This window comes from Candidatus Methylacidiphilales bacterium, assembly GCA_025056655.1.
In the GTDB taxonomy this organism is placed as follows: domain Bacteria; phylum Verrucomicrobiota; class Verrucomicrobiia; order Methylacidiphilales; family JANWVL01; genus JANWVL01.
On sequence record JANWVL010000105.1, the window covers coordinates 24862 to 47729 of the forward strand.

The following is a 22868-nucleotide window of genomic DNA, read 5'->3' on the forward strand; positions in this document are numbered from 1 at the left end:
TGCGTTGTATGAGTCCTGGGAGTGTTTTTGGTGGATAGGGTGGGCGATGAGCTGATTTATGAGGTGTGTGGTTGCGGCTGTGTCTGGTTGCTGAGGGTGGGAGAGCTGGTTGTTGAGTAGTTTAAGGACCAGCGATGAGTTACCATGCGGGCGGAGGGAATCGAACCCTCGCGCCTAGCTTGGAAGGCTAGCGTTCTACCATTAAACTACGCCCGCGGCTGTGTGTGGTCTTAGCGGAAAGGATTTGGGGAGGCAATTTTATTTGAAAACTAGTGAGTTGTTCTCGAATCCGACGGTGACTTTGGAGTTGTCTGTGATTTCGCCGGCTAGGATTTTTCGAGACAATGGGGTTTCAAGGAGGCGCTGGATGGTGCGCTTGAGGGGGCGGGCTCCGAATTGGGGATCATAACCTTCTCGGGCGAGATGTTCCTTAGCGGCCTTTGTGACGTTGAGTTCGATGCGGCGTTCGTCGAGACGCTTTTGTAGGAGACTTAGTTGGATGGTGACGATTTTCATTATGTCTTCGAGCTGGAGAGGTTTGAAGAGGAGGATGTCATCGATGCGATTGAGGAACTCGGGGCGAAAATGTTGGCGTAATTCCCGCATTACTTCCTCGCGCGTGGATTCTGGGATTTCGCCATAAGTCTCCATGGCTTCGAGGAGGCGTGGGCTGCCGATGTTGGAGGTCATGATGATGATTGTGTTTTGGAAGTTGACGGTGCGGCCGTGGGAGTCGGTGAGTCGACCGTCGTCGAGGATTTGGAGGAAGAGGTTGAAGACGTCGTGGTGGGCTTTTTCGATTTCGTCGAAGAGGACAACGGCGTAGGGTTTGCGGCGGACGGCTTCGGTGAGCTGACCACCTTCTTCGTATCCGACGTATCCTGGGGGTGCTCCGATGAGCCGGGCGACGGCGTGTTTTTCCATGTATTCGGACATATCGATGCGAATGATGGCCTCGTCTGTGTCGAAGAGGGCGGCAGCGAGGGCGCGGGCTAGCTCTGTTTTGCCTACGCCTGTAGGACCTAGGAAAATGAAGGATCCTATTGGACGTTTGGGGTCTTTTAGTCCTGAGCGGGCGCGGATGACGGCATCTGCGGCGGCTTGGACGGCTTCGTCTTGACCGATGACGCGTTCGTGTAGGATTTGATCGAGACGTAGTAATTTTTCTTTTTCACCTTCGAGGAGGCGGGATACGGGAATACCTGTCCAACGGGCTACTACGGCGGCGATTTCGTCGGGGGTGACTTCTTCTTGGATGAGTCGTGGGGAGTCAGGGGAAGTGGATTTTTGTTTTTCTTCGGCTTCGCGGAGTTTTTTTTGGAGGTCTGGGAGGACGCCGTAGCGGAGTTGGGCGGCACGGTTGAGATCGGCTTGGCGTTGGGCTTGTTCGATTTGGTTTTCGACATCGGCAATTTGTTGTTTTAGGGTGGCGATTTGGCTGGCGCTTTCCTTTTCGCTTTGCCATTGGGCTTTGAGAGTGTCGCGTTGGGAGCGGAGTTCGGCTAGTTCTTTTTCGAGTTCGGCGAGGCGATTGGCGGAAGCTTGGTCTTTTTCTTTGCGGAGGGCTTCGCGCTCGATTTCGAGCTGGAGGACGCGGCGTTCGAGGGTTTCGAGTTCTTCGGGCATGGATTCGATTTCTGTGCGGAGTTTGGCGGCTGCTTCGTCGACGAGGTCGATGGCTTTGTCGGGTAGGAAGCGGTCGGAGATGTAGCGGTGGGAGAGGGTGGCGGCGGAGACGAGGGCGGCATCTTGGATGCGGACGCCGTGGTGGACTTCGTAGCGTTGTCGGAGGCCGCGAAGGATGGAGATTGTATCTTCGACGGAGGGTTCTTCGACGAGGACGGGTTGGAAGCGTCGCTCGAGGGCGGCGTCTTTTTCGATGTGTTGGCGGTATTCATCGAGGGTGGTGGCGCCGATGCAGTGGAGCTCTCCGCGGGCGAGCATGGGCTTGAGCATGTTTCCGGCGTCCATGGCGCCTTCGGCTTTGCCTGCGCCGACCATGGTGTGGATTTCGTCGATGAAGAGGATGATTTGGCCTGCGGCTTTAGTAACTTCTTGGAGGACAGCTTTGAGGCGTTCTTCGAATTCGCCGCGGAATTTGGCGCCTGCGATGAGTGCGCCGAGGTCGAGGGAGATGATGCGTTTTTCTTGGAGGGAGTCTGGGACGTCTCGGCGGACGATGCGTTGGGCTAGGCCTTCGACGATGGCAGTTTTGCCGACGCCGGGTTCGCCGATGAGGACTGGGTTATTTTTAGTGCGGCGGGAGAGGACTTGGATGCAACGGCGAATTTCTGCGTCGCGTCCGATGACGGGATCGAGTTTTCCTTTTGTAGCGAGGTCGGTTAGGTCGCGGCCGTATTTGGTGAGGGCTTCGTAGGTGGCTTCGGGGTTGGCGGAGGTGACGCGTTGGTGCCCTCGAACTTCTAGGAGTGCTTTTTGGAAGTTTTGGCGAGTGATGTTGAATTCTTTGAAGATTTTTCCGATGGGGGTGGTTGGGGGTTCTTCGATGAGGGCTAGGAAGATGTGCTCGACGCTGACGTAGTCGTCTTTGAGCCGTTTGGCTTCATCTTGAGCTTTGATTAGGACGGCGTTTAGGCGTTGGGTGATGTAAGTGGAGCCCGATGTGGCGGCTCCGGAGATGCGGGGGAGGGATAGCAGGTGCTGATCTAGTTTTGATTGAAGTAGTGGGGTGGAGATGTCCATGCGTGTGAGTAGGCGTGGGATGAGGCCGTCTTCTTGGGTGATCAGGGCTAGGGCGACGTGTTCGACGTCGACGGTTTGGTGTGAGTATCGGGTGGCTAGGGTTTGGGATTCTGCGATGGCGAGCTGTGCTTTTTCGGTGAATTTTGAGAAGTCCATGTAAAAGAAATAAGGCACGGGGTGTGTTCTGCAAGCTGGAATGGGGAGGGGGAGGATTTTTCAGGTTTTTGTAAGCGAAAAAATACGTGTAAGGTGCTGACATGGTATCAGCTGATAGATCTTCTGCAGGCTTTAGGTGGATTTGGGGGGTAGGTTTTCTATTGATCGCTTTCGCAATCGGCTATGGGGTCGGCGCTGGGTCGAGGCCTACAGTTCCAAGGGATGTAAAGAATTTGGCAAGGGATAATTCTATACAGCGGGCGAAAGTTTCTTCTGAGTTTCAAAGTCAGGCGACATCCTTCGAAGGTGAAGTCTCTGTGCAGCGGGCAACTTCTGAAGCAGCGACGGCGGCAATTCTAGCCGAGCAAGCGAAACAATCGGGTAATTGGCAACCTTTAATTCAAGCCATCTTTGCGGAGGAGAAGCTTTCGGAGCGGTATCGCAAGGCTCTTGGGTTATTTGATGCTGTGAGTCTTGCGGAGATGCCTTTGGTGCTACAGCAGGTTTTAGGGATGGAGGCGGGTAGCGAACGTGATTTGCTTCTTTCGATGATGGTGCAGAGGTGGGTGTATGAAGATCCGCAGGCTGCGGCGGTGTTTGCTTCGCAAATTGTTAAGATAGGGGATCGGGAGCAGGTGTTGAGTTTGGTTGCGCGGATTTGGGCTGAGAGGGATCCGCAAGCGTCTTTGGCGTTTGTTCAAAGTCTTGAACAGGGGTCTGTAAAACATCGGGCGATGCGTGCGCTTTTGGAGGGGGTAGCTAAGAGGGATCCGCGGCTTGCTGTGGGGCTTTTGGAGAGATATGGCCATCAGGGTCATGAGTGGCTTTTTGTGCGTTCGGTTTTTAGCCAGTGGGCACAGCAGAATCCTCAGGAGGCGGCACAGGTGGCGGCTTCGTTGAGGGATATGCGGCAACGTGAATTGGCGATGCGGATTGTGGCGATGGAATGGGCGAAGGTAAGCCCTGAGGCGGTGTTGGCGTGGGGAAATGGGATTTCGGAGATGAACATTAGGCGGTCGGTGTTGACCGGTTTATTTGCTAGTTGGGGACAAGACAATCCGCAGGTGGCGGCGCGCGCGGTGTTGAATTTACCTGCTGGGGATATACAGACGGATTCGCTTAGGAATGTGCTGTGGTCGTGGAGTAGTGTCGATGTGCGGGGGGCGTTGGCTTTTGCTCATCAGCTTGGTGATCCTGGGTTGCAGAAGGCTGCTTGGGAGACGATTTTCAGTCAGTGGGGGCGCACTGCGCCACGGGAGGCAGCGGATTATCTTTGGGGTAACTTGAGTGGGGAGAAGCGGTATGATTATTTATCGGGGATTATGAGTCAGTGGGGGCGGAACACGCCGGCGGAGGCTATACAGTGGATGGTTTCACGGAATGATAGCAAGTTGATTAATCGGTATTTGCCGAGTCTGATTGGTGTGTGGACAACGAGTGATTTGCCGCGGGCTACGCAATATGTGGCGAGTATGCCTGAGGGGGAGTTGAAGAATCGGGCGATACGGGAGGTGATGGGTCATTATGCGCGGATGGATGTCGTAGCGGCATCGGAGTATCTGGATAGGCTTCCGTTGAACGTTTCGCGGGATCATGCGGTGCAGAGTTTTGTTTTTGCTACAATGGGTAGTGATCCTGAGAGGGCAAGTTTATGGGCACAGAGTATCCGTGATGTGGCTTTGCGGCGGGAGACGATGATGAGTGTGGCGCGGGAGTGGCTGCGTGTGGATGCTAGTGCGGCACGGCAGTGGATTCAGGGAGGCTTATTTACGGCTGAGCAGAGGAATGAGCTTTTGAATGCGAGGGAGTAGGGCAGAGGTCGATTGGGTTGGGGAGAGGGAAGAGGAAGCGGATCTGGCTGAGGAGCACGGAGAGAGCGAGGGGACAGCGTAGCACGGAGTGACCGAGTGAGACTGGTTGGTAACCGTGACGGTAAGCTTCGGTGTATTCTTCTGGGGTGAAGTCGCCTTCGGGGCCGATGAGGAGGGAGATTGAATCCGTTGTTGTGGGGAGGACGTCGCGGAGTGGCTTGGAGTGGGGTTCGAGTGAGGCGATGATTTTTGTTGAGGCGGTTGATGAAGAGAGGAAGGTATGAAATGGTTGGGGGGGGCTAAGAGTGGGGATGTGGAATGAAGCGGACTGTTTGGCGGACTCGATGAGTATGCGGTGCCATTTTTGGATTTTGTTTGGTAGATTTTTTTCGGATAGGTGCATTTCGGAGCGGGCGGTAAGAAGGGGTTGGATATGATGGACGCCGAGGGGAACGGATAGTGCGAGCTGGTCGTGCCAGGCGTCTTGTTTGGGTAGGGCTAATGCTGCGGAGATGCGAGGGGGTGGTAGGGTGTATTGTCGGATGGGTGTGAGGGGGGTGAGGGAGAGGTGTTTTTTTTTAACGGCTGTAATTTCTGCGAGGAGATACTGGCCTTGGATATTGAATAGCACGGCGCGGTGATGTGGGCGGACTCGTAGGACGTGGATGAGATGGTGATACTCGGATTCGGGGAGGGTGAGGGGTGTGGCGTGGAGGTGGGGGCAGAAGGCACGGACGGGAAGGGACATGGTGGGGAGAGGTGCTAGTTGAGTTCGCGACGGAGGAGGAGTAGGGTGATATCGTCGTGAAAGGAGGTGGTGGAGACGTGGTTTTTTACGGCGTGTAGGATGAGGGAGCAGAGTTTTTCTAGGTCGGCCGAGGCGTGGGTGATGAGGGCTTCTTTGAGGCGTGTGAGGCCAAACTGTTCTTGGTGGGGATTGAAAGCTTCGTTGAGGCCGTCTGTGAAGGCGACAAAGGTGTCGCCAGGCTGGAGGTGAATTGTGGTGGGGGTGAGGAGGGCATCGAAAGTTTCGCCTGAGTCTAAGCCTAGTGCGAGGCCGCGGGATTCTTTAATGGAGGTGAGGTGTGGGGGGGAGTGTTGAGTGGAGAGAAGGAGGGGGATCTCGTGCCCGGCGCGGGATATTTCTAGGGTGTGAGTGGAGGAGTCGAGGATAGCGTAGATCATTGTGATGAATGTGCCTTCTTTGATGTCGGGGTAGAGGAGGCGGTTGAGGTGGCAGAGGGTTTCCTTTGTGGAGGAGTGAAGGGGGGCGCAGGAGCGAAGGGCGGATCGGCAGGTGGCCATGAGTAGGGAGGTGGAGATCCCTTTTCCAGAGACGTCGGCGATGGTGATGGCTGTTCGTTGGGGGGAGAGTGTGAAGATATCGAAGTAGTCGCCGCTGATTTCTTGCGCTGGGAGGTTTCGGCCGAATATGGAGTATCCGCGGGGAGCGGGATGGTGGTGGGGGAGGAGGATTTCTTGAATTTCGCGAACGGTGGAAGGGGGGTAGTCGGGTTTAGTTTCTTTCATTGAGGCGGGGGAGGGGTGAGGTGCTTTGGGGGGAGAGGTTATGGATTAGGTGTGTGGGTGTTGCGGGAGCGGAGGTAGTGGACGACGTCTTGAAATTTGGAGGCGTTGGGGGGGTGCCATTGGATGAGATTTTCATGGGCTTGGAGCATAGAGGCGCTGGTTTGGTTTTTATCGAGTGGGGTAATGGGTTCGATGGATTTTAGGGAGAGGGGTGTGGGGTCGGGGAATGGTGAAGTTGAGTGAATTGTGAAGAGTTTGTCTAAGCAGAGGTTGGTAATTATTTCGAGGTTGCGGCCTGTGGTGTGGATGAAGTGGAGGGGGGGAAGGCCTTGTTTTTTGTGCCGAAGGGCAATTCCTGTGAGTGTGCCGAGAAAGGTGCTGTCGAGGTAAGTGCATGTTTGTAGATCTAGGATGACGTGGGGTTGCGAGGCATTGATGGTCGAGTCGAGGAAGGCTTTGATGAGTGGGGCGTTTTGAAAGGTAGCCCGGCCTGAAATGCGGATGTAGATGTAAGGGGGATCGATGGCTGCTGAGATTTGATCAGGCATGGGGGTGAGAGGGGCTAGGCGAGAAGGAGGACGGGGTTTTCGAGGTGGCGACGGAGTGCAGATAGGAATTGAGCGCCGATAGCCCCGTCTATGACTCGATGATCACAGGATAGTGTGAGGGTCATTCGGTGACCGATTGTGATTTGGTTGAGGTCGTTGACGATGGGTTTTTTGGTGATGTTTCCTACTGCTAAGATAGCGGCTTGAGGGGGATTGATGATGGCAGAGAAGCTATCAATACCCATCATGCCGAGATTCGATACGGTGAAGGTGCCGCCGAGGTAATCGTCGGGTTTTAGTTTTCCTTCACGGGCTTTTGTGGCGAGGTTTTTAGCTTCGATGGAGATTTGGCGGATGTTTTTTGAGGAGGCAGAGCGAATGACGGGAGTGATGAGGCCGTTTTCTAGGGCTACGGCGAAGGCTAGGTGGACTTCGCTGTGCTGGCGTATGGCGTCGCCTTCGAAGGAGCTGTTGACGGCTGGAACGGCGCGGAGTGCGTGGACTACGGCTTTCATGACGAAGTCGTTGTAGCTGAGCTTGACGGGATCGGTGAGGTTGGCGAGGGCTTCGTTGAGGGCGGTGCGGGTTTGGACGAGGGGGTCGGCGTTAATTTCAATTTGGAGGTAGAAGTGGGGGATTTGGGTTTTGCTTTCGAGAAGGCGACGGGCGATCGTCTGGCGCATGGGGGTGAGGGGGATGCGAGCGTCGCGTGCTATGGGGCCAGTGGGGAAGAGGGGAGGGGCGTTTTGAGCAAGGTTTTGTGCAGCTTGGAGGACATCGCGTTTAACGATGCGTCCGCCGGGGCCAGTGCCAGAGATGAGATGCAGGGGGATGTTTTGTGTATGCGCTATTTTTTTGGCCAGTGGGGAGATTTTGATGCGTGATGTGGGGGGCGGTGGTGGGCTTGTAACGGTGGTGCGATCTGAGGAGGAGGGGGATGGCTGGGGGGAGGGGGCGGATGGTGTTTGGGTAGTGGGTTGTTGGGTAGGGGTTGTTGTGGGTGTTGGAGTGGAGGTTGTGGAGGGGAGATCGAAGGGTTCGTCTGCGGTGGTTGTAAGGATGCCGATTGGGGTGTTTATGGCGACTTTAGTGCCTGCAGGGATAAGAATTTTTCGCAGGTAGCCTGAGTCAAAGGCTTCGAGGTCCATTATGGCTTTATCTGTTTCGACCTCGGCGATGACTTCACCGGATTGGATGTGGTCGCCTTCTTTTTTGATCCAGTTTGCGAGAGTGCCCTCAGTCATGGAGGGGCTGAGCATGGGCATGGTGATGGTTTTGACGGGCATAGGGGTTTTGGGAAGGTTATTCGCTACGTCGGGGGAGGCGGAAGATTTGGTGGGCGAGACCTATGGTGATGATTTCGCCGTTGAGTTTAGTGAGGGAGAAGATGTGATGGTTATGGTATTCTAGCAGAGCGGCTGTGGCTTCACCGCTGAGGCGGCCGATACCCATGGCGCTTAAGAGTGTGTTTTTGTTTTTCATCTTGGCTTCTTCGCTTTGGATGATGTGGGTTTTGTGGGCTTCGAATGAGGGGTTTGTGAGGAAGAGGGCGAGTAGAATCAGAAGTGTGAGGAATAGGAGTCGCATAGGTGGATATTGAAAATTGGCAAATTTTAAGAAAGTGACAAGGGAAGAAGCGGTAGTGTGAGGCTTGATTTATGGGGCATAGAAAAGCAAAGTGGGGGTGTGAAACGAGTTGTTCCGTTGGATGAAGTGGGGGTGTATCGTGCGAAGTTGCGCGCGGAGGGTAAAAAGGTAGTGGGGACGAATGGGTGCTTTGATATACTGCATTATGGGCATGTGTGTTATTTGGAGAGGGCGCGGGCTTATGGAGATTTTCTTTGGGTGGGGATCAACAGCGATGCAGCGGTGCGGGCTCTAAAAGGGGATGGGCGGCCGATCAATACGGCGGAGGATCGAGCGGGAGTGTTGGGGGCGTTGCGTTTTGTGGATGCGGTGACGATTTTTGATCATGTGCGAGCGACTGTTTTTTTGGAGGCTTTGCAACCGGATGTTTACGTGAAAGGGGGCGACTACACTGAGGAGAGCCTGGATCCTGAGGAGCTGAAGGTGTTGCGAGGCTGTGGGGCGCGTATTGTGATTGAGCCGTTTGTTGCGGGGCGTTCTACGACGCGTATTATTGAGAGGATTGCGAACGTCAGATGAAGCCACTGTTGCGTTTGGGGGTGCTGGGCTCGGGGAAGGGGAGTAATTTTTTAGCCATCCATGAGGCTATACAAGCGGGGAAGCTGCATGCCGAGATTCGATTGGTAGTGAGTGATCGAGAGGATGCTGGGATAGTCGAGCATGCACGTCGGTTGGGTTACCCGATTTGGGTTTTGCCTTTGAGTCGCTACAAGACGCGATTAGAGCCGGAACTTGAGGGGGAACTTGTGGAGCGCTTGCGTGAAGCGGGATGTGAATGGGTGATTCTTGCTGGGTATATGCGGGTGGTGAAAGCACCGCTTTTGGAGGCATATAGAGGAAGGATTTTAAATATACATCCCTCGCTTTTACCGGATTTCAAAGGGCTAGAGGCTTGGAAACAGGCATTGGCAGCAGGTGTGAAAAAGACGGGTTGCACGGTGCACTATGTGGATGAGTCTCTTGATGGCGGCGAAATATTAGCCCAACGAGAAGTCCCCGTCTGGCCAGATGATACGCCTGAGGAACTTCATAGGCGAATACAAGAAGCAGAACATATCTTGTATCCAGAGGTGCTTGAGAAACTGTGGCAGAAAGAGCATGGACTAACTTTAGATTGAGCGATACTCGACAAGCTATCAATGCAGGGATAAAGGAAGAAGGACTGCATGAGTGAAATTACGCCGACGATAGGAGAATTTAATCATTGGGCGGAACAGGGGAATGTTATTCCAATTCAGAAGACTTTAGCGGCGGATTGGATTACGCCTTTGGCTGCTTATGAAAAGCTGGCAAAGGATAATCGTTATGCTTTTATTCTGGAGAGTGTAGAGAGGGGGCATCGCTTTGCGCGGTATTCGATCATTGGAGCTGGCCCTTGTGTGGTGATGATGGCGCGTGATGGGATCGAAGAGTGGATTTGGGCGGATGGCAGATGCGAACGCAGGGAGGTGAAAGACCCGTTGAGATCGCTTGAGGGGCACATGCGGCGGTATGTTATACCGAAGGGGATGCCGTCGTTGCCTTTTTTTTGCGGAGGTGCGATAGGCTTTTTGGCATACGAAGCGGGATGTGTGTTTGAGCCGGTGGTGCCGCGGGCGAGGGAAGACGACTTAGGGGTTCCTGATTTTTATTTTATTATATGTGACGAGGTTGTTGTTTTTGACCACGAGAAGCATGTGATCCATATTGTGGTAAACGTTCATCTCAGCGCTGAAAGAGATTTCTCAAGGGTCTATACGGATGCGGTAGGGAGGATAGGCATTATCGAAAGTGTCTTGTGTGAAGCGCATGAGATTAATCCCATACCGATGGGATTAGTGGGGGAAGCAATCGAGAGTAGCGTGAATATGACACGGGACTATTACTGCCAGATGGTGGCGCGTATGCAGCGGTATATCGAGGCCGGTGATATTTTCCAAGTGGTGCCATCTCAGCGTTGGTGTGTAGCGTATGATCATGATCCTATTCTTCTGTATCGTGCGCTTCGTGCGATTAATCCATCTCCGTATATGTTTTGTTTGAAGTTCGATAGTCTAGCTTTGGTGGGGTCATCTCCGGAAGTGCACGTCCGATGTGTGCAGGGGCGAGCAACGATTCGCCCGATAGCTGGCACACGGCCGCGACATGAGGATGCAGAGAGAGATCGAGCGATAGCAGAGGAGCTTTTGGCGGATGAAAAGGAACGCGCAGAGCATTTGATGTTGGTAGATCTTGCGCGGAATGATTTAGGAAGGGTTTGCAGGTATGATACGGTGCATGTGACTGATTTTATGGTGATCGAGCGGTATTCGCATGTGATGCATATTGTTTCGAATGTGGAAGGAAGGTTGCGGGAGGATGTGACGCCGTATGACGTGTTGAGAGCGACTTTTCCGGCTGGGACAGTGACGGGAGCACCGAAAATTCGAGCCATGCAAATCATCGCTGAGAATGAACCGACGTGCCGAGGCACATATGCAGGAGCAGTAGGATACTTTAGTTATGCTGGTAACTTAGACTCTTGCATTGCTATCCGAACGTGGTTGATCAAGGATGGGAAGGCTTATTTGCAAGCTGGAGGCGGATTGGTGGCAGATTCAACACCGGAAGGTGAATATCTAGAGAGCTGCAATAAAGCGCAGGCAGGGCTTAAAGCCATGTCATGGGCAGTTGCTTTAAGCAAACGCAAGATTCGAGCAGGTTCCATAGTCCAATGAGCGGCCAAAATTCTACATTTCTAATCATCGATAACTACGACTCATTCACCTATAACCTTGTTCAATACTTAGGTGAGCTGGGAGCGACAGTCATCGTCAAGCGCAATGATGCTATTTCGGTTGCGGAGATCCGAAAGATGAATCCGGTTGGGATCGTGATCTCTCCAGGGCCGAAGCGTCCAGAAGATGCGGGTGTTTGCAACGAGGTTATTGCGGAGCTAGGCCAGCGAATTCCTATTCTTGGGGTGTGTCTTGGCCATCAATGTATAGGACATGTCTTTGGTGGTGAAATTGTGCGAGCGCCGCGATTGATGCATGGAAAGACGTCGCTGATTTTACATCAAGGAGAAAGTGTGTTTGCGGGTCTTCCTTCACCTTTTGCTGCGACGCGTTATCATTCGTTGATCGTGCGGAAAGAGACACTGCCGGAATGCTTGAAAATAACGGCGACGGCGGACACTCCCGACCAAGAAATAATGGGCTTGATGCATAAAGAGTGGCCGATACACGGAGTGCAGTTTCATCCCGAAAGCATTCTCACCGAGCACGGAAAAGATTTATTAAAAAACTTTATGAAAATAGCATCGGCAACATAACATAGTCCACAGTCAGACGCGCGCTATGAAGCTTAACATCGACCTTCACTGCCACTCACGCTTCTCAGCGGATGGAGTGGCAGATCCAGAGGAAATGGTGCAGGTCGCTAAAGAGCGTGGTCTGCAAGGATTTGCTATTACAGATCACAACACGTGTGCCTGTGTCGATTATTTCCTGCAGCTTGGATTGATGCGGGAAGACGGATTGCCAGTCGATAACTTTCTTATCATTCCTGGACAAGAGATTACCACGAGTGCTGGTCATCTTTTGGCTCTTGGAGTGCGACTTCCTGACTTAAAGGGGATTGATCCGAGTGAAGCGGTGAAGATTATCCATGAACATGGAGGTTTAGCGATACCGCCGCATCCGTATGATTATTTTAGAGCGGGGATTCGAGAGGCCACGCTGCAAGCGATACGCTGGGATGCTATAGAGGTCTTCAACGCGGCCACTACCTTTCGCCATTGTAACCGCCGAGCCTACGAATTTGCCTTAGGCGCACATCTTCCAATGACGGCTGGTAGCGACGCACATCATGCCGAGATGATAGGGATTGCTTATACAATTCTCGATGCGGATGAATTCTCGGTAAATGGGGTTCTGCGAGCGATTCAAAAAGGACCGGAGCGGATGGAACGTTATCTTCGTAAACGTGACGCCTTGCGTAAGACGTGGCGCAATCTTTTCAGGAAAAGTTACGCTAAAAAAGTGAAACAAAGCTCGTCAAAAAATCTCCTGCACAAAAGTGACTAAACCTTCGCTACTCTTCATGCTGATTTATGCAAGCCAAGACGGAAGCACAACTTAACAGCACTAACGCGCAACTGTTGCAGCGCATCCGCATTGCAAAGCAGGCACAAAATTATGATTATGCCATAGCTCTATATCAAAACATATTGGCCACTGAACCTGAATTTATCGAAGGCCGCAGAGAGCTACGTGCATTGTGTATTGCTAAGTATAAGACCCTCAGTCCTCTTACGCGGCAGATGAATAGCGTAAAGGTGAGCGCGCTTCTCGTGAAAGCTGCCGCAGAAGCCAAAAGAAATCCAAAAGAAGCATTAAAAACATTGGAAGAGGCTTTGGCTCTCGAGCCGCATAATCAAAGGGCGAATTCGTTGCTTGCGGAAATCGGCATACAAGAAGGCCTAAAGGAAATGACAGCATTGGCTTATGAAACCTTGCGAGACGCTAAGCCTAACGACACCGATAACCTCTATAAGTTGGCGCTAACCTACAAGGATTTGGGCGAACTCGAGAAAGCGCGGATGACACTGGAGAGACTCGTTCAGATCGATCCAACGAATGGTGAAGCGCTGAGCTTATTGAAAAACGTTACGGCTAGCATCACTTCTAAGAGTGGTGGGTGGGAACAAGCACAAGACTATCGAAGTCTGATTAAAGACCAAGAACAAGCAGCCCTACTTGAACAGGCCTCAAAAGTCGTCAAAAGTGAAGAGGCGATTCTTGAACAAATCAACACGCTTTATGCGCGTCTCCAAGCAGAACCTAACAATATTCCTATAGCCAAGCAGATTGCGCAGCTCTGTCGTCAACGTGGAGACCTTACTACGGCATTGGAGTGGTATCGTTATGCGTATGAATTGTCTGGACGCGCAGATCCAGTGATTGAGAAAGCAATCAGTGATATAGAGCTTGAAATGATTGATGAGCAACTCAAGACTTTGAGCGGAGAACAGAGCGCCGAACGCGAAGCCTTACTTCAACGCAAAGCCCAACTACACCTGGAGCAGTGCCGCCAGCGCGTTGCAAAGTATCCGAATGATAACCAATTTCGATTTGAGCTTGGTGAGGCGCTTTATCGGGCAGGCCAATACCGTGAGGCTTTGCGAGAATTGCAGCTTGGGATGAGACAACCCTCCGTTCGTTTACGTGCGATGAATCTTATCGGGCAAGCTTACCACCATCTTGGAATGAATGATCTTGCTGTGAAGCAACTTCAAACTGCTGCCGATGAGATCCCGATCATGGACGACCTTAAAAAGGAGATACTCTACAATCTCGCCCAAGTGCTTTTTTCACTAGGCCAAAAAGATGCTGCTATTGAGCGGCTCAAGCTTATCTATGAAGTGGATATGTCGTATCGGGATGTTGCGGATCTTGTTGAAAAGTCTTATCAACAGTCGTAGAAGGCTGGCCTTTCAGATCGAAGTCTCGGGTTCTTTTAATTGAAGCTGAGGGAGGATGCGATCGAGTAAGAGGTCGAGTGCTTTTTCTGGGCTGAGGAGATCGGTGCGGATCTCGATTTCGGGGTTTTCTGGCGGTTCATAAGGGGCAGAGATGCCGGTAAAATTCTTGATCTCGCCAGCTAGCGCTTTGGCATAGAGGCCTTTTGGATCTCTTTTTTGGCAAACTTCTAGTGGGGCGTTGATGTAGATTTCGATGAATGGGATTTTGGTCTCTGTGATGATGGCTCGAGCTCGTTCTCGATCGAGTCGGTAGGGAGAGATGAAAGAAGTGATGACGATCAGGCCAGCTTCAGCCATTAGTTTAGCGACTTCGGAGGCGCGTCGAATGTTTTCTGAGCGTGCTGCGGGTGAAAAATCTAAGTCACGGTTAAGTCCGAAACGCAAATTGTCTCCATCCAAAATGAAAGTTTGGTAGCCGCGTCGAAAAAGATCTCGTTCTAGTGCAACAGCCAATGTCGTCTTGCCGCTGCCGGAGAGGCCTGTGAACCATAAGACAGCGCCGCGATGTAAATTTCTGGCCTCTCGCATTTCTCGGCTTACGCCGCCGTCAGCCCAGACGATGTTTTCACTGGAGCGTCTTTCTTCAGGCTTGGCGTGGAGCACAATGCCGCCGCCGGCAGCAATTCCATTTGAGCCGATGATCACAAATCGCCCGGTTTCTGGTAGGAAACTGGCTAGATCTAGAGCTATCGGAGATCGAGTGCGCAGGGTCACTTCGCCCACTTCGTTTTTGCCAATGAAATCAGGGCTATGCGGTGGAGCGACTAGGGTAGCGGTATCAATCACTCGATGGAGTGTAATGAGGGAGGCTTCGACTTCTTGGGTGGTGAGGCGTAGCTTGAAACGGGAGCCGACGCGTAGAGGCTCTGAGGCGATCCAGAAGACGTTTGCACGGAATTCATGAGTTTCTATGCAACCGCTCTGGGGTTTTTGGGCAATGTGTCCTCGGCGAATGAAGATTTGTTCGGTGAGAGTAATAGCGACGGAACGCCCTGCCTCTGCTTGGAGGATCGGCTCTTGAGGGATGGGCCAGGTCTCAAAGGATTTCACGCGCGACCGTTTACCATCTGGGAGAAACTCTATCTCGTCTCCGACGCGAAGGGTCCCAGCCTCGATGCGGCCGGCGATGATGCGGCGGTCGTCGAATCGATAGACATCCTGGACCGGCAATCGCAACGGCATATCGTGGCGAGCTGAAGGAGGCGTGAATTGCGCAAGAGCTTCAAGGATGGCTGGAGCAGTGCACCACGGCATCAGATCTCGTGCGGAGTGGGTGATATTGACTCCGTAGCGTGCGGATATGGGGATAAAGTAAGTCGGGGTGATATTGAGTTCTTTCAAAAAGTCTGTGTATTCCTTTTGAATTTGCTCAAAGGTTTTTTGGTCGTAGTGAACGGTATCCATTTTATTTACCGCGACGATAATTTGGCGGATACCTAGCAGAGAAAGGAGATAACCATGCCGACGAGACTGCTCTTGGATGCCTTCATTGGCGGCGATCAAGAGGATTGCGGCGTCGGCGCTTGCTGCGCCTGTGATCATGTTTTTCAAGAACTCTTTGTGGCCAGGGGCGTCAATGATGACGTAGTCGCGGGTGGCGGTGCGAAAGGGAATCTGGGTGGTGTCGATGGTGATGTTTTGCTCCTGCTCTTCAAGCAGCGCGTCGAGTAGGAAGGCGTATTCGAAATCCATTCCTTCAGCTTCAGCAGCGGCTTTGAGCTGTTCATATTTGCCTTCGGGAACTGAGCCGGTATCGAATAGAAGGCGACCGATTAGCGTAGATTTGCCGTGATCTACGTGGCCGACAATGACAATGCGCAGTTTTTCTCGAGAAGGAGCGGTGGAAGACATAGCGACTACATGAATCCTTTTGCGCGGAGCTTTTGCATGGCGTTTCGCTCGTGATGATCTTGAGCACGACCAGCTCGTTCAGAAGTCTTGGTGGTGCGAAGTTCTTCGATAATGTCATCGATTGTGGTTGCGGAACTTTCGACTGGTTTCGTGATCGGCCAGCATCCTAGGGAGCGAAACCGCATCATTTTTCCGGTCTGCGGATCGGGGCGAGCAAAATACATTTTGGGGATGGGGATTTTTTCGCGTTTTATGTAGAGCCAGATATCTAGCTCAGTCCAATCCAGCAGCGGTTGGACGCGCACATGCTCGCCTGGGCCTACTTGAGTGGTGAATTGGTTCCAAAATTCCGGGGGTTGATCTTTGTAGTCCCATTCGAATTGGGCAGTGCGAGGCGAGAAGTAACGCTCTTTTGCGCGCGTGGGATCTTCGTCGCGGCGAATGCCGGTAATCAAAGCGTCCCATTGATACTTTGCCATGGCTTGTTGTAGGGCGACGGTCTTGAGCTCGTGTGTGACGGTGACTGGGTCGTGCGTTTCATAACCGATCGGGGAAGAGTATGGGGGATCGCCGCGGCGTGCAGCTTCGTTTATCCAGACGATGAGGTCGAGGTCGTAGTAGTTTTTCGCCCAGTCGCGAAATTCGAGCATCTCTGGAAATTCGTAGGTGGTATCAATGTGAAGGATCGGGAAGGGGATTTTGGTGCAAAAGGCTTTTTTTGCGAGCCAGATGAGGACGTTGGAATCTTTGCCCATGCTCCAGGGGAGGGCGATACGTTCAAAGGCGTAGAAGGCTTCACGGAAAATGTAGATAGACTGAGATTCGAGGCGGTCGAGATGATCCATTTTCGCTAATGAAATAAGAAGGTTTGTATTAGCATGCAACGGCGTCAGCTCTCAATGCTGAAATGATGCCGATTCACGAAGAGGTGACGGGAGTTTTTCTGAGCATTGCTTGATAATCAGCGTAGTGGTGTGGGTTGAGAGTTTCTTCTGGAGCCCACGGCGCAAAAATTTTGTCTAGGGCTGGGTCGTAAGGTCCGCGTTTGATCTCTAGGATGACGGTGTCTTTTTCATGAGCCAAGATGGTGTGCCAAAGTCCTGCGTCGATGTCTGCAAGGGCATGGAGAGGAGAGTGTGGGGAAAGGACCACATGGTGAAGGATAGTGCCGTCATCGTTAAAAATAAAAACGCTGAGAGATCCTTGTATAAGGTAGATCAGCTCAGTCGCAGCAGGTTGAGGGTGGCGATGCGGGCGGAAATAGGCGGACGGTTGAATGAAGTTTAGTAGGCGCTGCACGGTGTCAGTAGGCCGGCGTTGCAGGGGCCACATGATGCGGTGACGGGGAGATTGATGTGATAAGGCCAGTGCACGTTGCCATATCTTTTGCATCGATGGGTCTTGGAGACTTAGAAAAGGAGAGGTAGGAGATTCGATAGAGAGAGGAAAAGGCATGTTCATAATATTCTTATGGAAGGGTCTGAGGCGCTAGGAGAGGTGATAGTTGAAGAGTTGTAAAATTTTGTTGCCCATCTGATCGATTGTGTGATGTGTTTTCACAAAGAGTTCAGCTTTTTCAGCGCGGGCGATGCAAGCGTCGTAGTGTCGAAGGCATTTCTCTATCGCGGCAATTAAGGCTTCTACTGAATGCGGTGGAATGAGCTCGCCATACATTCCTTGATTGAGGGCTTCTGGAATGCCGCCGACTCGCGTAGCAATGACTGGTGTGCCTGCGGCCATAGCTTGGAGTATCGACTGGGGAACTCCTTCACCGCTGGTGCTAGCGAGGATGCAGAGATCCATCGCGCGAAAGTAATTCCAAGGGGCGTCACGATGCCCGAGGAGGTGTATGCGGTCTTTGCATGCGAGCATCTCGCGGTCGCGCTTCAAATGTGGCTCGCCAGGGCCTGTTCCTACAAGCACAAGATGTAGATTCGGGAAATTTTCTGCGAGGCGATCAAATGCAGACATGAGTAGACGATGCCCTTTCCAGCTTCTCAGCACGGAAACTTGACCTATGAAGCGGGTATGTTGAGGGAGGTTGAGCTCCAGAGCTAAATTTCGGCGTGCCGTCTCGCGATCGAGTAGGCTTTGTGGCGGTTGTATTCCAGTGGGGACGTTGCATACGCGGTCGATAGGGAGTTGGAAACGGGACTTGATTTCTTCGGCTATTCTCGAGCTCGTCGTGATCGTTAAGTGGGTCATGTAGCGATAGAGCAACATGTTCTGTGGATTCTTTGCGATCGGAGTGCTGACGTGGCGATACCGCACACGTAATGGACTACGTGCAACCATTGCTGCAGACAGCCCAACCCAACTATCCACGCTGCTGTGAGTGCAAACGATGTCCGGTCTTGTCTGTAAAAAAACTCGGGCGAGCTGCGTAACATCGGCAATTTGATCGCGCTTCTGAAAACCTATCGGGAAAACTTCAAACCTCTCTGCACGAGCGCGAGCAAAGATCTGAGAATGAGATGGCGCCACTAGAAATACGGTGTGTCCATGCTCACGAAACCACATGGCTTCGGCTAGGACACGGATCTCCTGTCCTCCCCAGCCCTCGGATGCCTCGGTGTGGACTATTTTCCAACGCCTCATGCATTTACAATCTATCAGCTCAGCGGGATCAATACCAAGCCTTCTTCACAAGAGCGTAGGCGGAGTGGTTGTGGATGCTTTCGATATTTTCGGCTTCGATTTGATATGCAGTCACGCGAGGTTCACTATTGAGCTTTAGCGCGACATTTCTTACTAGATCCTCGACGAAGACTGGATGATCGTAGGCAAGCTCAGTGACTCGTTTTTCGTCAGCACGCTTCAGAAGTGAAAACACCTCCGCGCTGCCGCAAGACTCCACCCATTTGACTAATTCCTCGATCCAGACTGTCGCGCGAGAGCGAATAGCTACCGTCACGTAGCCACGTTGATTGTGGGCGCCGTATGCACTGATAGCTTTCGAGCAGGGGCAGAGAGTGGTGAGCGGCACGCGGATCTTTAAAACGAAATCATCACGTCCGTCTTCGTGGGTGACCACGAAAGTCACCCCATAATCCACTAAGCCCCGCGATTCCGTTACGGGTGCTTTCTTTTCGATAAAGTAGGGAAAATCCAAAATAAGGTGCGCCGCTGAGGCATCAAGCCGTGTGCGCAGAGAGTGCACAATCGGAAAGAGTTGATCAGCCTGGATCTCGCGTCCATGGCTGTGAAGGATTTCAACAAAACGGCTCATGTGTGTGCCTTTGTAATGATGCGGAAGATCGACGGTCATTTCGACGCGAGCTACAGTGTGTTGGATCACCTGAGAAAGATCCCGCACGGCGATCGGATAAAGCAAATCCTTGATGCCCACACGATCGATAGCGATTTCTCGATAGTCGCGCTCATTCTGGCGATCTGCCAGCATACAGTTGGCAGCATTGTCCTTACTCATCGTGTTACAAGCTACAACAAAAAAGCAAAAACGCTAAGCGTTTTGCCTTGGCGGAAACGGACGTTTTCTTAGCTTGTTTCTCGACAAGTCATGAGGGCGCGCAGTCTTTGGTTGCATATTTTCCTTATTGGAATGTGGAGCGCCTTCGGAGGCTCATTGATAGCTCAAACACAACCGCCTGATTATCATGTCGTGCGTCGAGGAGAGACCTTGTATCAAATAGCGCGATACTATGGCATTTCGCCGCGGGAGTTGATGGCAGAAAACCAAATCCGCAACCCAACTCGATTGCAGATCGGACAGCGCTTACGTATCCCTACCCCTCAAAAATCCACCTCGGCATCCGATGAGAGCGCAATCCAAAACGGCTATCTACCTCCTCATACCCCTACCCTTCCACACACCAAAGAAACCCCACCACTCAATCCTAGCTCAAAAAGAATTTCATCTTTCTTACGGCCGATTATCCATCTGATGGAGATCCCGCGAGTAAAGCGCGGGCGATGGAAATACGTGGTCGTCCACCACAGCGGCGCCTCTTCAGGCAACGCAAAAATTATGGACAGTTACCACCGACGCATCGGAATGGAAAACGGACTAGCTTATCATTTCGTGATCGGAAATGGACGACAAAGCAGAGACGGCCAAATCGAAGTTGGCCACCGTTGGGTCCATCAAATCGCAGGAGGCCACCTCTACGATGATCGCCTAAACGAGATCAGCATCGGAATTTGCCTGATCGGCAACTTCAACCGCCACGCCCCCACCAAACGCCAAATCGCCGCCACCACCGAACTCATCCGTTACCTCAACCAACGCTGCGGCCGACGCCTCATATTCCGCGGACATCGCGAAATCAACGCACGCCCCACCGATTGTCCCGGGCGCTATTTTCCCTTGCGCGCATTCCATCGCCTTTTCAACTAAACCACAGCCTCAATCCCGCCTCAGAGCAATTTGAAAACTCCCACACCCCACCCTTGCCTCGTATGAACTTTCACCACGCCGACCAAACCAAAAAGTGAATAAAAACACCCCCCACCCACCCCACCTCATCTCTCGATCCACAACCCCAACCTAAACGCCCCATCCCCCGCGCAATCCCCCACCCCCATCCCAGAAACTACCCCCTTTCCCTCACCCAGACTACTTCCCCCTCCGCGCCGCCGCCGTGCCTCTTGCCACCCTTCCACTCTCCTTTCTCTCCACCGACATCTGTGCCCGCAGCTCCAAGATTTGATCCCGAATCAGCGCAGCCTTCTCATAGAGCAATTTCTTCGCCGCCGCCTTCATCTCCGCCTCGAGCTCCGCAATCAACTTCTCCAAATCCCGCGGCCCATCTGGCTCCCCCACCACGGCCACCGCCTCCTCCTCACTCCCCGAATAAGTCCTCAAGCTCTCCTCGATCGTTCGTCGCACTGCCCGCGGTTTCACCCCATGCGCAGCATTATAAGCAGCCTGCTTCTCGCGCCGATACGCCGTCACCTCGATCAACCGCCGTATCGCCGGCGTCATCTTATCCGCATACAAGATCACGCGCCCCTGCAAATGCCGCGCCGCCCGCCCCGCCGTCTGAATCAACGACCGCTCCGACCGCAGATACCCCTCCTTATCTGCATCCAAGATCCCCACCAGCGCCACCTCCGGCAAATCCAGCCCTTCCCGGAGCAAATTGATCCCCACCAACACATCAAACCTCCCCTGCCGCAGATCCCGCAAAATCTCCACCCGCTCGATCGTATCAATCTCCGAATGCAAATACCGCACCCGAAACTTCAAATCCCGCAAATAATCCGCTAAATCCTCCGCCGTCCGCTTTGTCAACGTCAAAATCAACACCCGATCCCCCCGCTCCACCGTCTCCCGCGCCTCCGCCACAATATCATCCACCTGCCCCCTCAACGGCCGCACCACAATCTCCGGATCCAAAAGCCCCGTCGGCCGGATAATCTGCTCCACCACCTGCCCCCCACTCAACTCCAACTCCATCGGCCCAGGCGTCGCCGAAACGTATATCCGCGCCCCACACAACGCCTGAAACTCCTCATACCGCAACGGCCGATTATCCAACGCCGAAGGCAACCGAAACCCATGCTCCACCAACGTCACCTTCCGCGCCCGATCCCCATTATACATCCCCTGTATCTGCGGCAACGTCGCATGCGACTCATCCACCACCACCAACGCATCCTCAGGAAAAAAATCCAACAACGTAAACGGCCGCGACCCCGGCGCCCGCCCAGCCAAATGCCGCGAATAATTCTCTATCCCATTACAATACCCCATCTCCTCAAGCTGCTCCAAATCATAATTCGTCCGCAACCGCAACCGCTGCGCCTCCACCAACTTCCCCGCTCGCTCCAACTCCGCCACCCGCTCATCCAACTCCTCCCGAATCGCCCCAATCGCCCGCCGTATCTTCTCCCGCGGCGTCACATAATGACTCGCCGGAAACAACACAAACCGCCCAAGCCCCCTCACCGTCCCCCCCGTCACCGGATCAAACTCCGCCAACCGCTCCACCTCATCCCCAAAAAACTCCACCCGCAACCCCACCTCCATCGTAGCCGGCAACACCTCCACCACATCCCCACGCACCCGAAACCTCCCACGCCCCAACTCCACATCATTCCGCTCATACTGCATCTCCACCAACTTCCCCAAAAACGCCTCCCGCGACAACCCCTGCCCCACCTCCAAACTACAAATCATACTCAAATAATCCTCCGGCGACCCCAACCCATATATACACGACACCGACGCCACCACTATCGTATCCCGCCGCGTCAAAAGCGACGCCGTCGCCGCCGACCGCAACCGATCAATCTCCTCATTAATCGCCGAATCCTTCTCAATATACGTATCCGTCGCCGGCAAATACGCCTCCGGCTGATAATAATCAAAATACGACACAAAATACTCCACCGCATTCTCAGGAAAAAACTGCTTAAACTCCGAATACAACTGCGCCGCCAACGTCTTATTATGCGACACCACCAACGTCGGCCGATTCACCCGCGCAATCACATTCGCAATCGTAAACGTCTTCCCAGACCCCGTCACACCCAGCAAAACATTATGCCGACACCCCTCCTCAATCCGCCGCACCAAAGCCTCAATCGCCTGCGGCTGATCCCCAGCAGGAGAATACGGAGCACACAACCTAAACATCAAACCCCCCACACTACCACCCCCACCCCACCCCCGCAAGCCCCCCACACAACAACACGTTAACCCACAGCCTTCTAACTCCCAACCCACCTCTCCCCAGACCGCCACCCTCCAAACGGCACAATCCCCTTGGAGGGCGGCGTTCCACCGGCGCCCAAAGGAAAATAGCCGCCCCACGGGCTTCCGCGGGGCGACGTCATAGAGGTGCGCGCCCCGGCGGGCACATACGAGTTTCAATCCGCGCCCCGCGGGCTTCTGCGGGGCGACTCTAATATGTAGAGTGTTCCACCTCGATGAGGTCCCGTTTCAATCCGCGCCCCGCGGGCTTCTGCGGGGCGACCACATTCAACAGAATATATTCAATATTTATCTGGTTTCAATCCGCGCCCCGCGGGCTTCTGCGGGGCGACCTCCTCCCGAGCTGCCCGATACTTCTCCATTTCCGTTTCAATCCGCGCCCCGCGGGCTTCTGCGGGGCGACGAAAAAAAGTAATATGAAAAATAATGTAGCTCAGTTT

20 protein-coding genes, 1 tRNA gene and 1 CRISPR repeat array are annotated in these 22868 nt (G+C 53.1%); of the genes, 8 read left to right on the forward strand and 13 right to left on the reverse strand.

Annotated elements, in window-relative coordinates; translation table 11 throughout:
• Window positions 1-145 precede the first annotated feature (145 nt).
• Window positions 146-216: transfer RNA gene (locus NZM04_06545), tRNA-Gly, on the reverse strand.
• 42 nt (window positions 217-258) lie between these two features.
• Window positions 259-2859 carry an ATP-dependent chaperone ClpB gene (clpB, locus tag NZM04_06550; GenBank protein MCS7063686.1) on the reverse strand — a complete coding sequence of 867 codons (2601 nt, stop codon included), beginning with the start codon at window positions 2857-2859 and terminating at the stop codon, window positions 259-261.
• Window positions 2860-2960: 101 nt separating this feature from the next.
• Between clpB and NZM04_06555 the strand changes: the two genes are divergently transcribed.
• Window positions 2961-4670, forward strand: a complete 1710-nt coding sequence (locus NZM04_06555; GenBank protein MCS7063687.1) for a hypothetical protein — start codon at window positions 2961-2963, stop codon at window positions 4668-4670.
• Here the strand turns inward: NZM04_06555 and NZM04_06560 are convergent.
• The 5 genes from NZM04_06560 to NZM04_06580 are packed head-to-tail and all read right to left on the reverse strand — an operon-like array spanning window position 4627 to window position 8335.
• On the reverse strand, window positions 4627-5418 hold the full coding sequence (locus tag NZM04_06560) for a 16S rRNA (uracil(1498)-N(3))-methyltransferase (GenBank protein MCS7063688.1): 792 nt from the start codon (window positions 5416-5418) through the stop codon (window positions 4627-4629). The genes NZM04_06555 and NZM04_06560 overlap by 44 nt on opposite strands.
• 14 nt (window positions 5419-5432) lie before the next feature.
• Entirely contained in the window at window positions 5433-6200 is a 768-nt protein-coding gene (locus NZM04_06565) for a serine/threonine-protein phosphatase (GenBank protein MCS7063689.1), read from the reverse strand.
• 38 nt (window positions 6201-6238) lie between these two features.
• Window positions 6239-6748 carry an STAS domain-containing protein gene (locus NZM04_06570; GenBank protein ID MCS7063690.1) on the reverse strand — a complete coding sequence of 170 codons (510 nt, stop codon included), beginning with the start codon at window positions 6746-6748 and terminating at the stop codon, window positions 6239-6241.
• Window positions 6749-6762: 14 nt separating this feature from the next.
• Window positions 6763-8034, reverse strand: a complete 1272-nt coding sequence (locus NZM04_06575) for a pyruvate dehydrogenase complex dihydrolipoamide acetyltransferase (protein MCS7063691.1) — start codon at window positions 8032-8034, stop codon at window positions 6763-6765.
• Between the two features lie 16 nt (window positions 8035-8050).
• Complete coding sequence (locus NZM04_06580; GenBank protein MCS7063692.1) at window positions 8051-8335, reverse strand: hypothetical protein; 285 nt, start codon at window positions 8333-8335, stop codon at window positions 8051-8053.
• Between the two features lie 99 nt (window positions 8336-8434).
• Between NZM04_06580 and NZM04_06585 the strand changes: the two genes are divergently transcribed.
• From NZM04_06585 to NZM04_06610, 6 genes are read left to right on the forward strand one after another with little or no spacing between them, the layout of a single operon-like run.
• Entirely contained in the window at window positions 8435-8914 is a 480-nt protein-coding gene (locus NZM04_06585) for an adenylyltransferase/cytidyltransferase family protein (GenBank protein ID MCS7063693.1), read from the forward strand.
• Window positions 8911-9513 carry a phosphoribosylglycinamide formyltransferase gene (gene purN, locus NZM04_06590; GenBank protein MCS7063694.1) on the forward strand — a complete coding sequence of 201 codons (603 nt, stop codon included), beginning with the start codon at window positions 8911-8913 and terminating at the stop codon, window positions 9511-9513. The genes NZM04_06585 and purN overlap by 4 nt, the downstream gene beginning before the upstream one ends.
• A 48-nt stretch (window positions 9514-9561) precedes the next feature.
• On the forward strand, window positions 9562-11091 hold the full coding sequence (gene trpE / locus NZM04_06595) for an anthranilate synthase component I (protein ID MCS7063695.1): 1530 nt from the start codon (window positions 9562-9564) through the stop codon (window positions 11089-11091).
• A complete protein-coding gene (locus NZM04_06600; GenBank protein ID MCS7063696.1) occupies window positions 11088-11687 on the forward strand; it encodes an aminodeoxychorismate/anthranilate synthase component II in 600 nt (199 codons plus the stop codon). The genes trpE and NZM04_06600 overlap by 4 nt, the downstream gene beginning before the upstream one ends.
• A 25-nt stretch (window positions 11688-11712) precedes the next feature.
• Window positions 11713-12441, forward strand: a complete 729-nt coding sequence (locus NZM04_06605) for a PHP domain-containing protein (GenBank protein MCS7063697.1) — start codon at window positions 11713-11715, stop codon at window positions 12439-12441.
• Window positions 12442-12467: 26 nt separating this feature from the next.
• Entirely contained in the window at window positions 12468-13838 is a 1371-nt protein-coding gene (locus NZM04_06610; GenBank protein ID MCS7063698.1) for a tetratricopeptide repeat protein, read from the forward strand.
• 12 nt (window positions 13839-13850) lie between these two features.
• Here NZM04_06610 and cysC read toward each other — a convergent pair whose 3' ends face one another.
• The 5 genes from cysC to folE2 form a co-directional block, all read right to left on the reverse strand.
• Window positions 13851-15749, reverse strand: a complete 1899-nt coding sequence (gene cysC / locus NZM04_06615) for an adenylyl-sulfate kinase (GenBank protein MCS7063699.1) — start codon at window positions 15747-15749, stop codon at window positions 13851-13853.
• Window positions 15750-15754: 5 nt separating this feature from the next.
• A complete protein-coding gene (locus tag NZM04_06620; protein MCS7063700.1) occupies window positions 15755-16594 on the reverse strand; it encodes a sulfate adenylyltransferase subunit 2 in 840 nt (279 codons plus the stop codon).
• A gap of 73 nt (window positions 16595-16667) precedes the next feature.
• Window positions 16668-17204, reverse strand: a complete 537-nt coding sequence (locus NZM04_06625) for a WbuC family cupin fold metalloprotein (protein MCS7063701.1) — start codon at window positions 17202-17204, stop codon at window positions 16668-16670.
• 33 nt (window positions 17205-17237) lie between these two features.
• Window positions 17238-18347, reverse strand: a complete 1110-nt coding sequence (locus NZM04_06630) for a glycosyltransferase (GenBank protein ID MCS7063702.1) — start codon at window positions 18345-18347, stop codon at window positions 17238-17240.
• A 28-nt stretch (window positions 18348-18375) separates the two neighbouring features.
• Window positions 18376-19179 (reverse strand): GTP cyclohydrolase FolE2, encoded by an 804-nt coding sequence (gene folE2, locus NZM04_06635; GenBank protein ID MCS7063703.1) that lies wholly within the window; start codon window positions 19177-19179, stop codon window positions 18376-18378.
• A 90-nt stretch (window positions 19180-19269) separates the two neighbouring features.
• On the opposite strand from folE2, the gene NZM04_06640 reads away from it, so the two are divergent.
• Window positions 19270-20106 carry an N-acetylmuramoyl-L-alanine amidase gene (locus tag NZM04_06640; GenBank protein MCS7063704.1) on the forward strand — a complete coding sequence of 279 codons (837 nt, stop codon included), beginning with the start codon at window positions 19270-19272 and terminating at the stop codon, window positions 20104-20106.
• Between the two features lie 219 nt (window positions 20107-20325).
• Here NZM04_06640 and uvrB read toward each other — a convergent pair whose 3' ends face one another.
• Window positions 20326-22350 carry an excinuclease ABC subunit UvrB gene (uvrB, locus tag NZM04_06645; GenBank protein MCS7063705.1) on the reverse strand — a complete coding sequence of 675 codons (2025 nt, stop codon included), beginning with the start codon at window positions 22348-22350 and terminating at the stop codon, window positions 20326-20328.
• A 158-nt stretch (window positions 22351-22508) separates the two neighbouring features.
• Window positions 22509-22831: direct repeats of the CRISPR family, unit length 37 nt; unit sequence GTTTCAATCCGCGCCCCGCGGGCTTCTGCGGGGCGAC.
• Window positions 22832-22868: the final 37 nt, after the last annotated feature.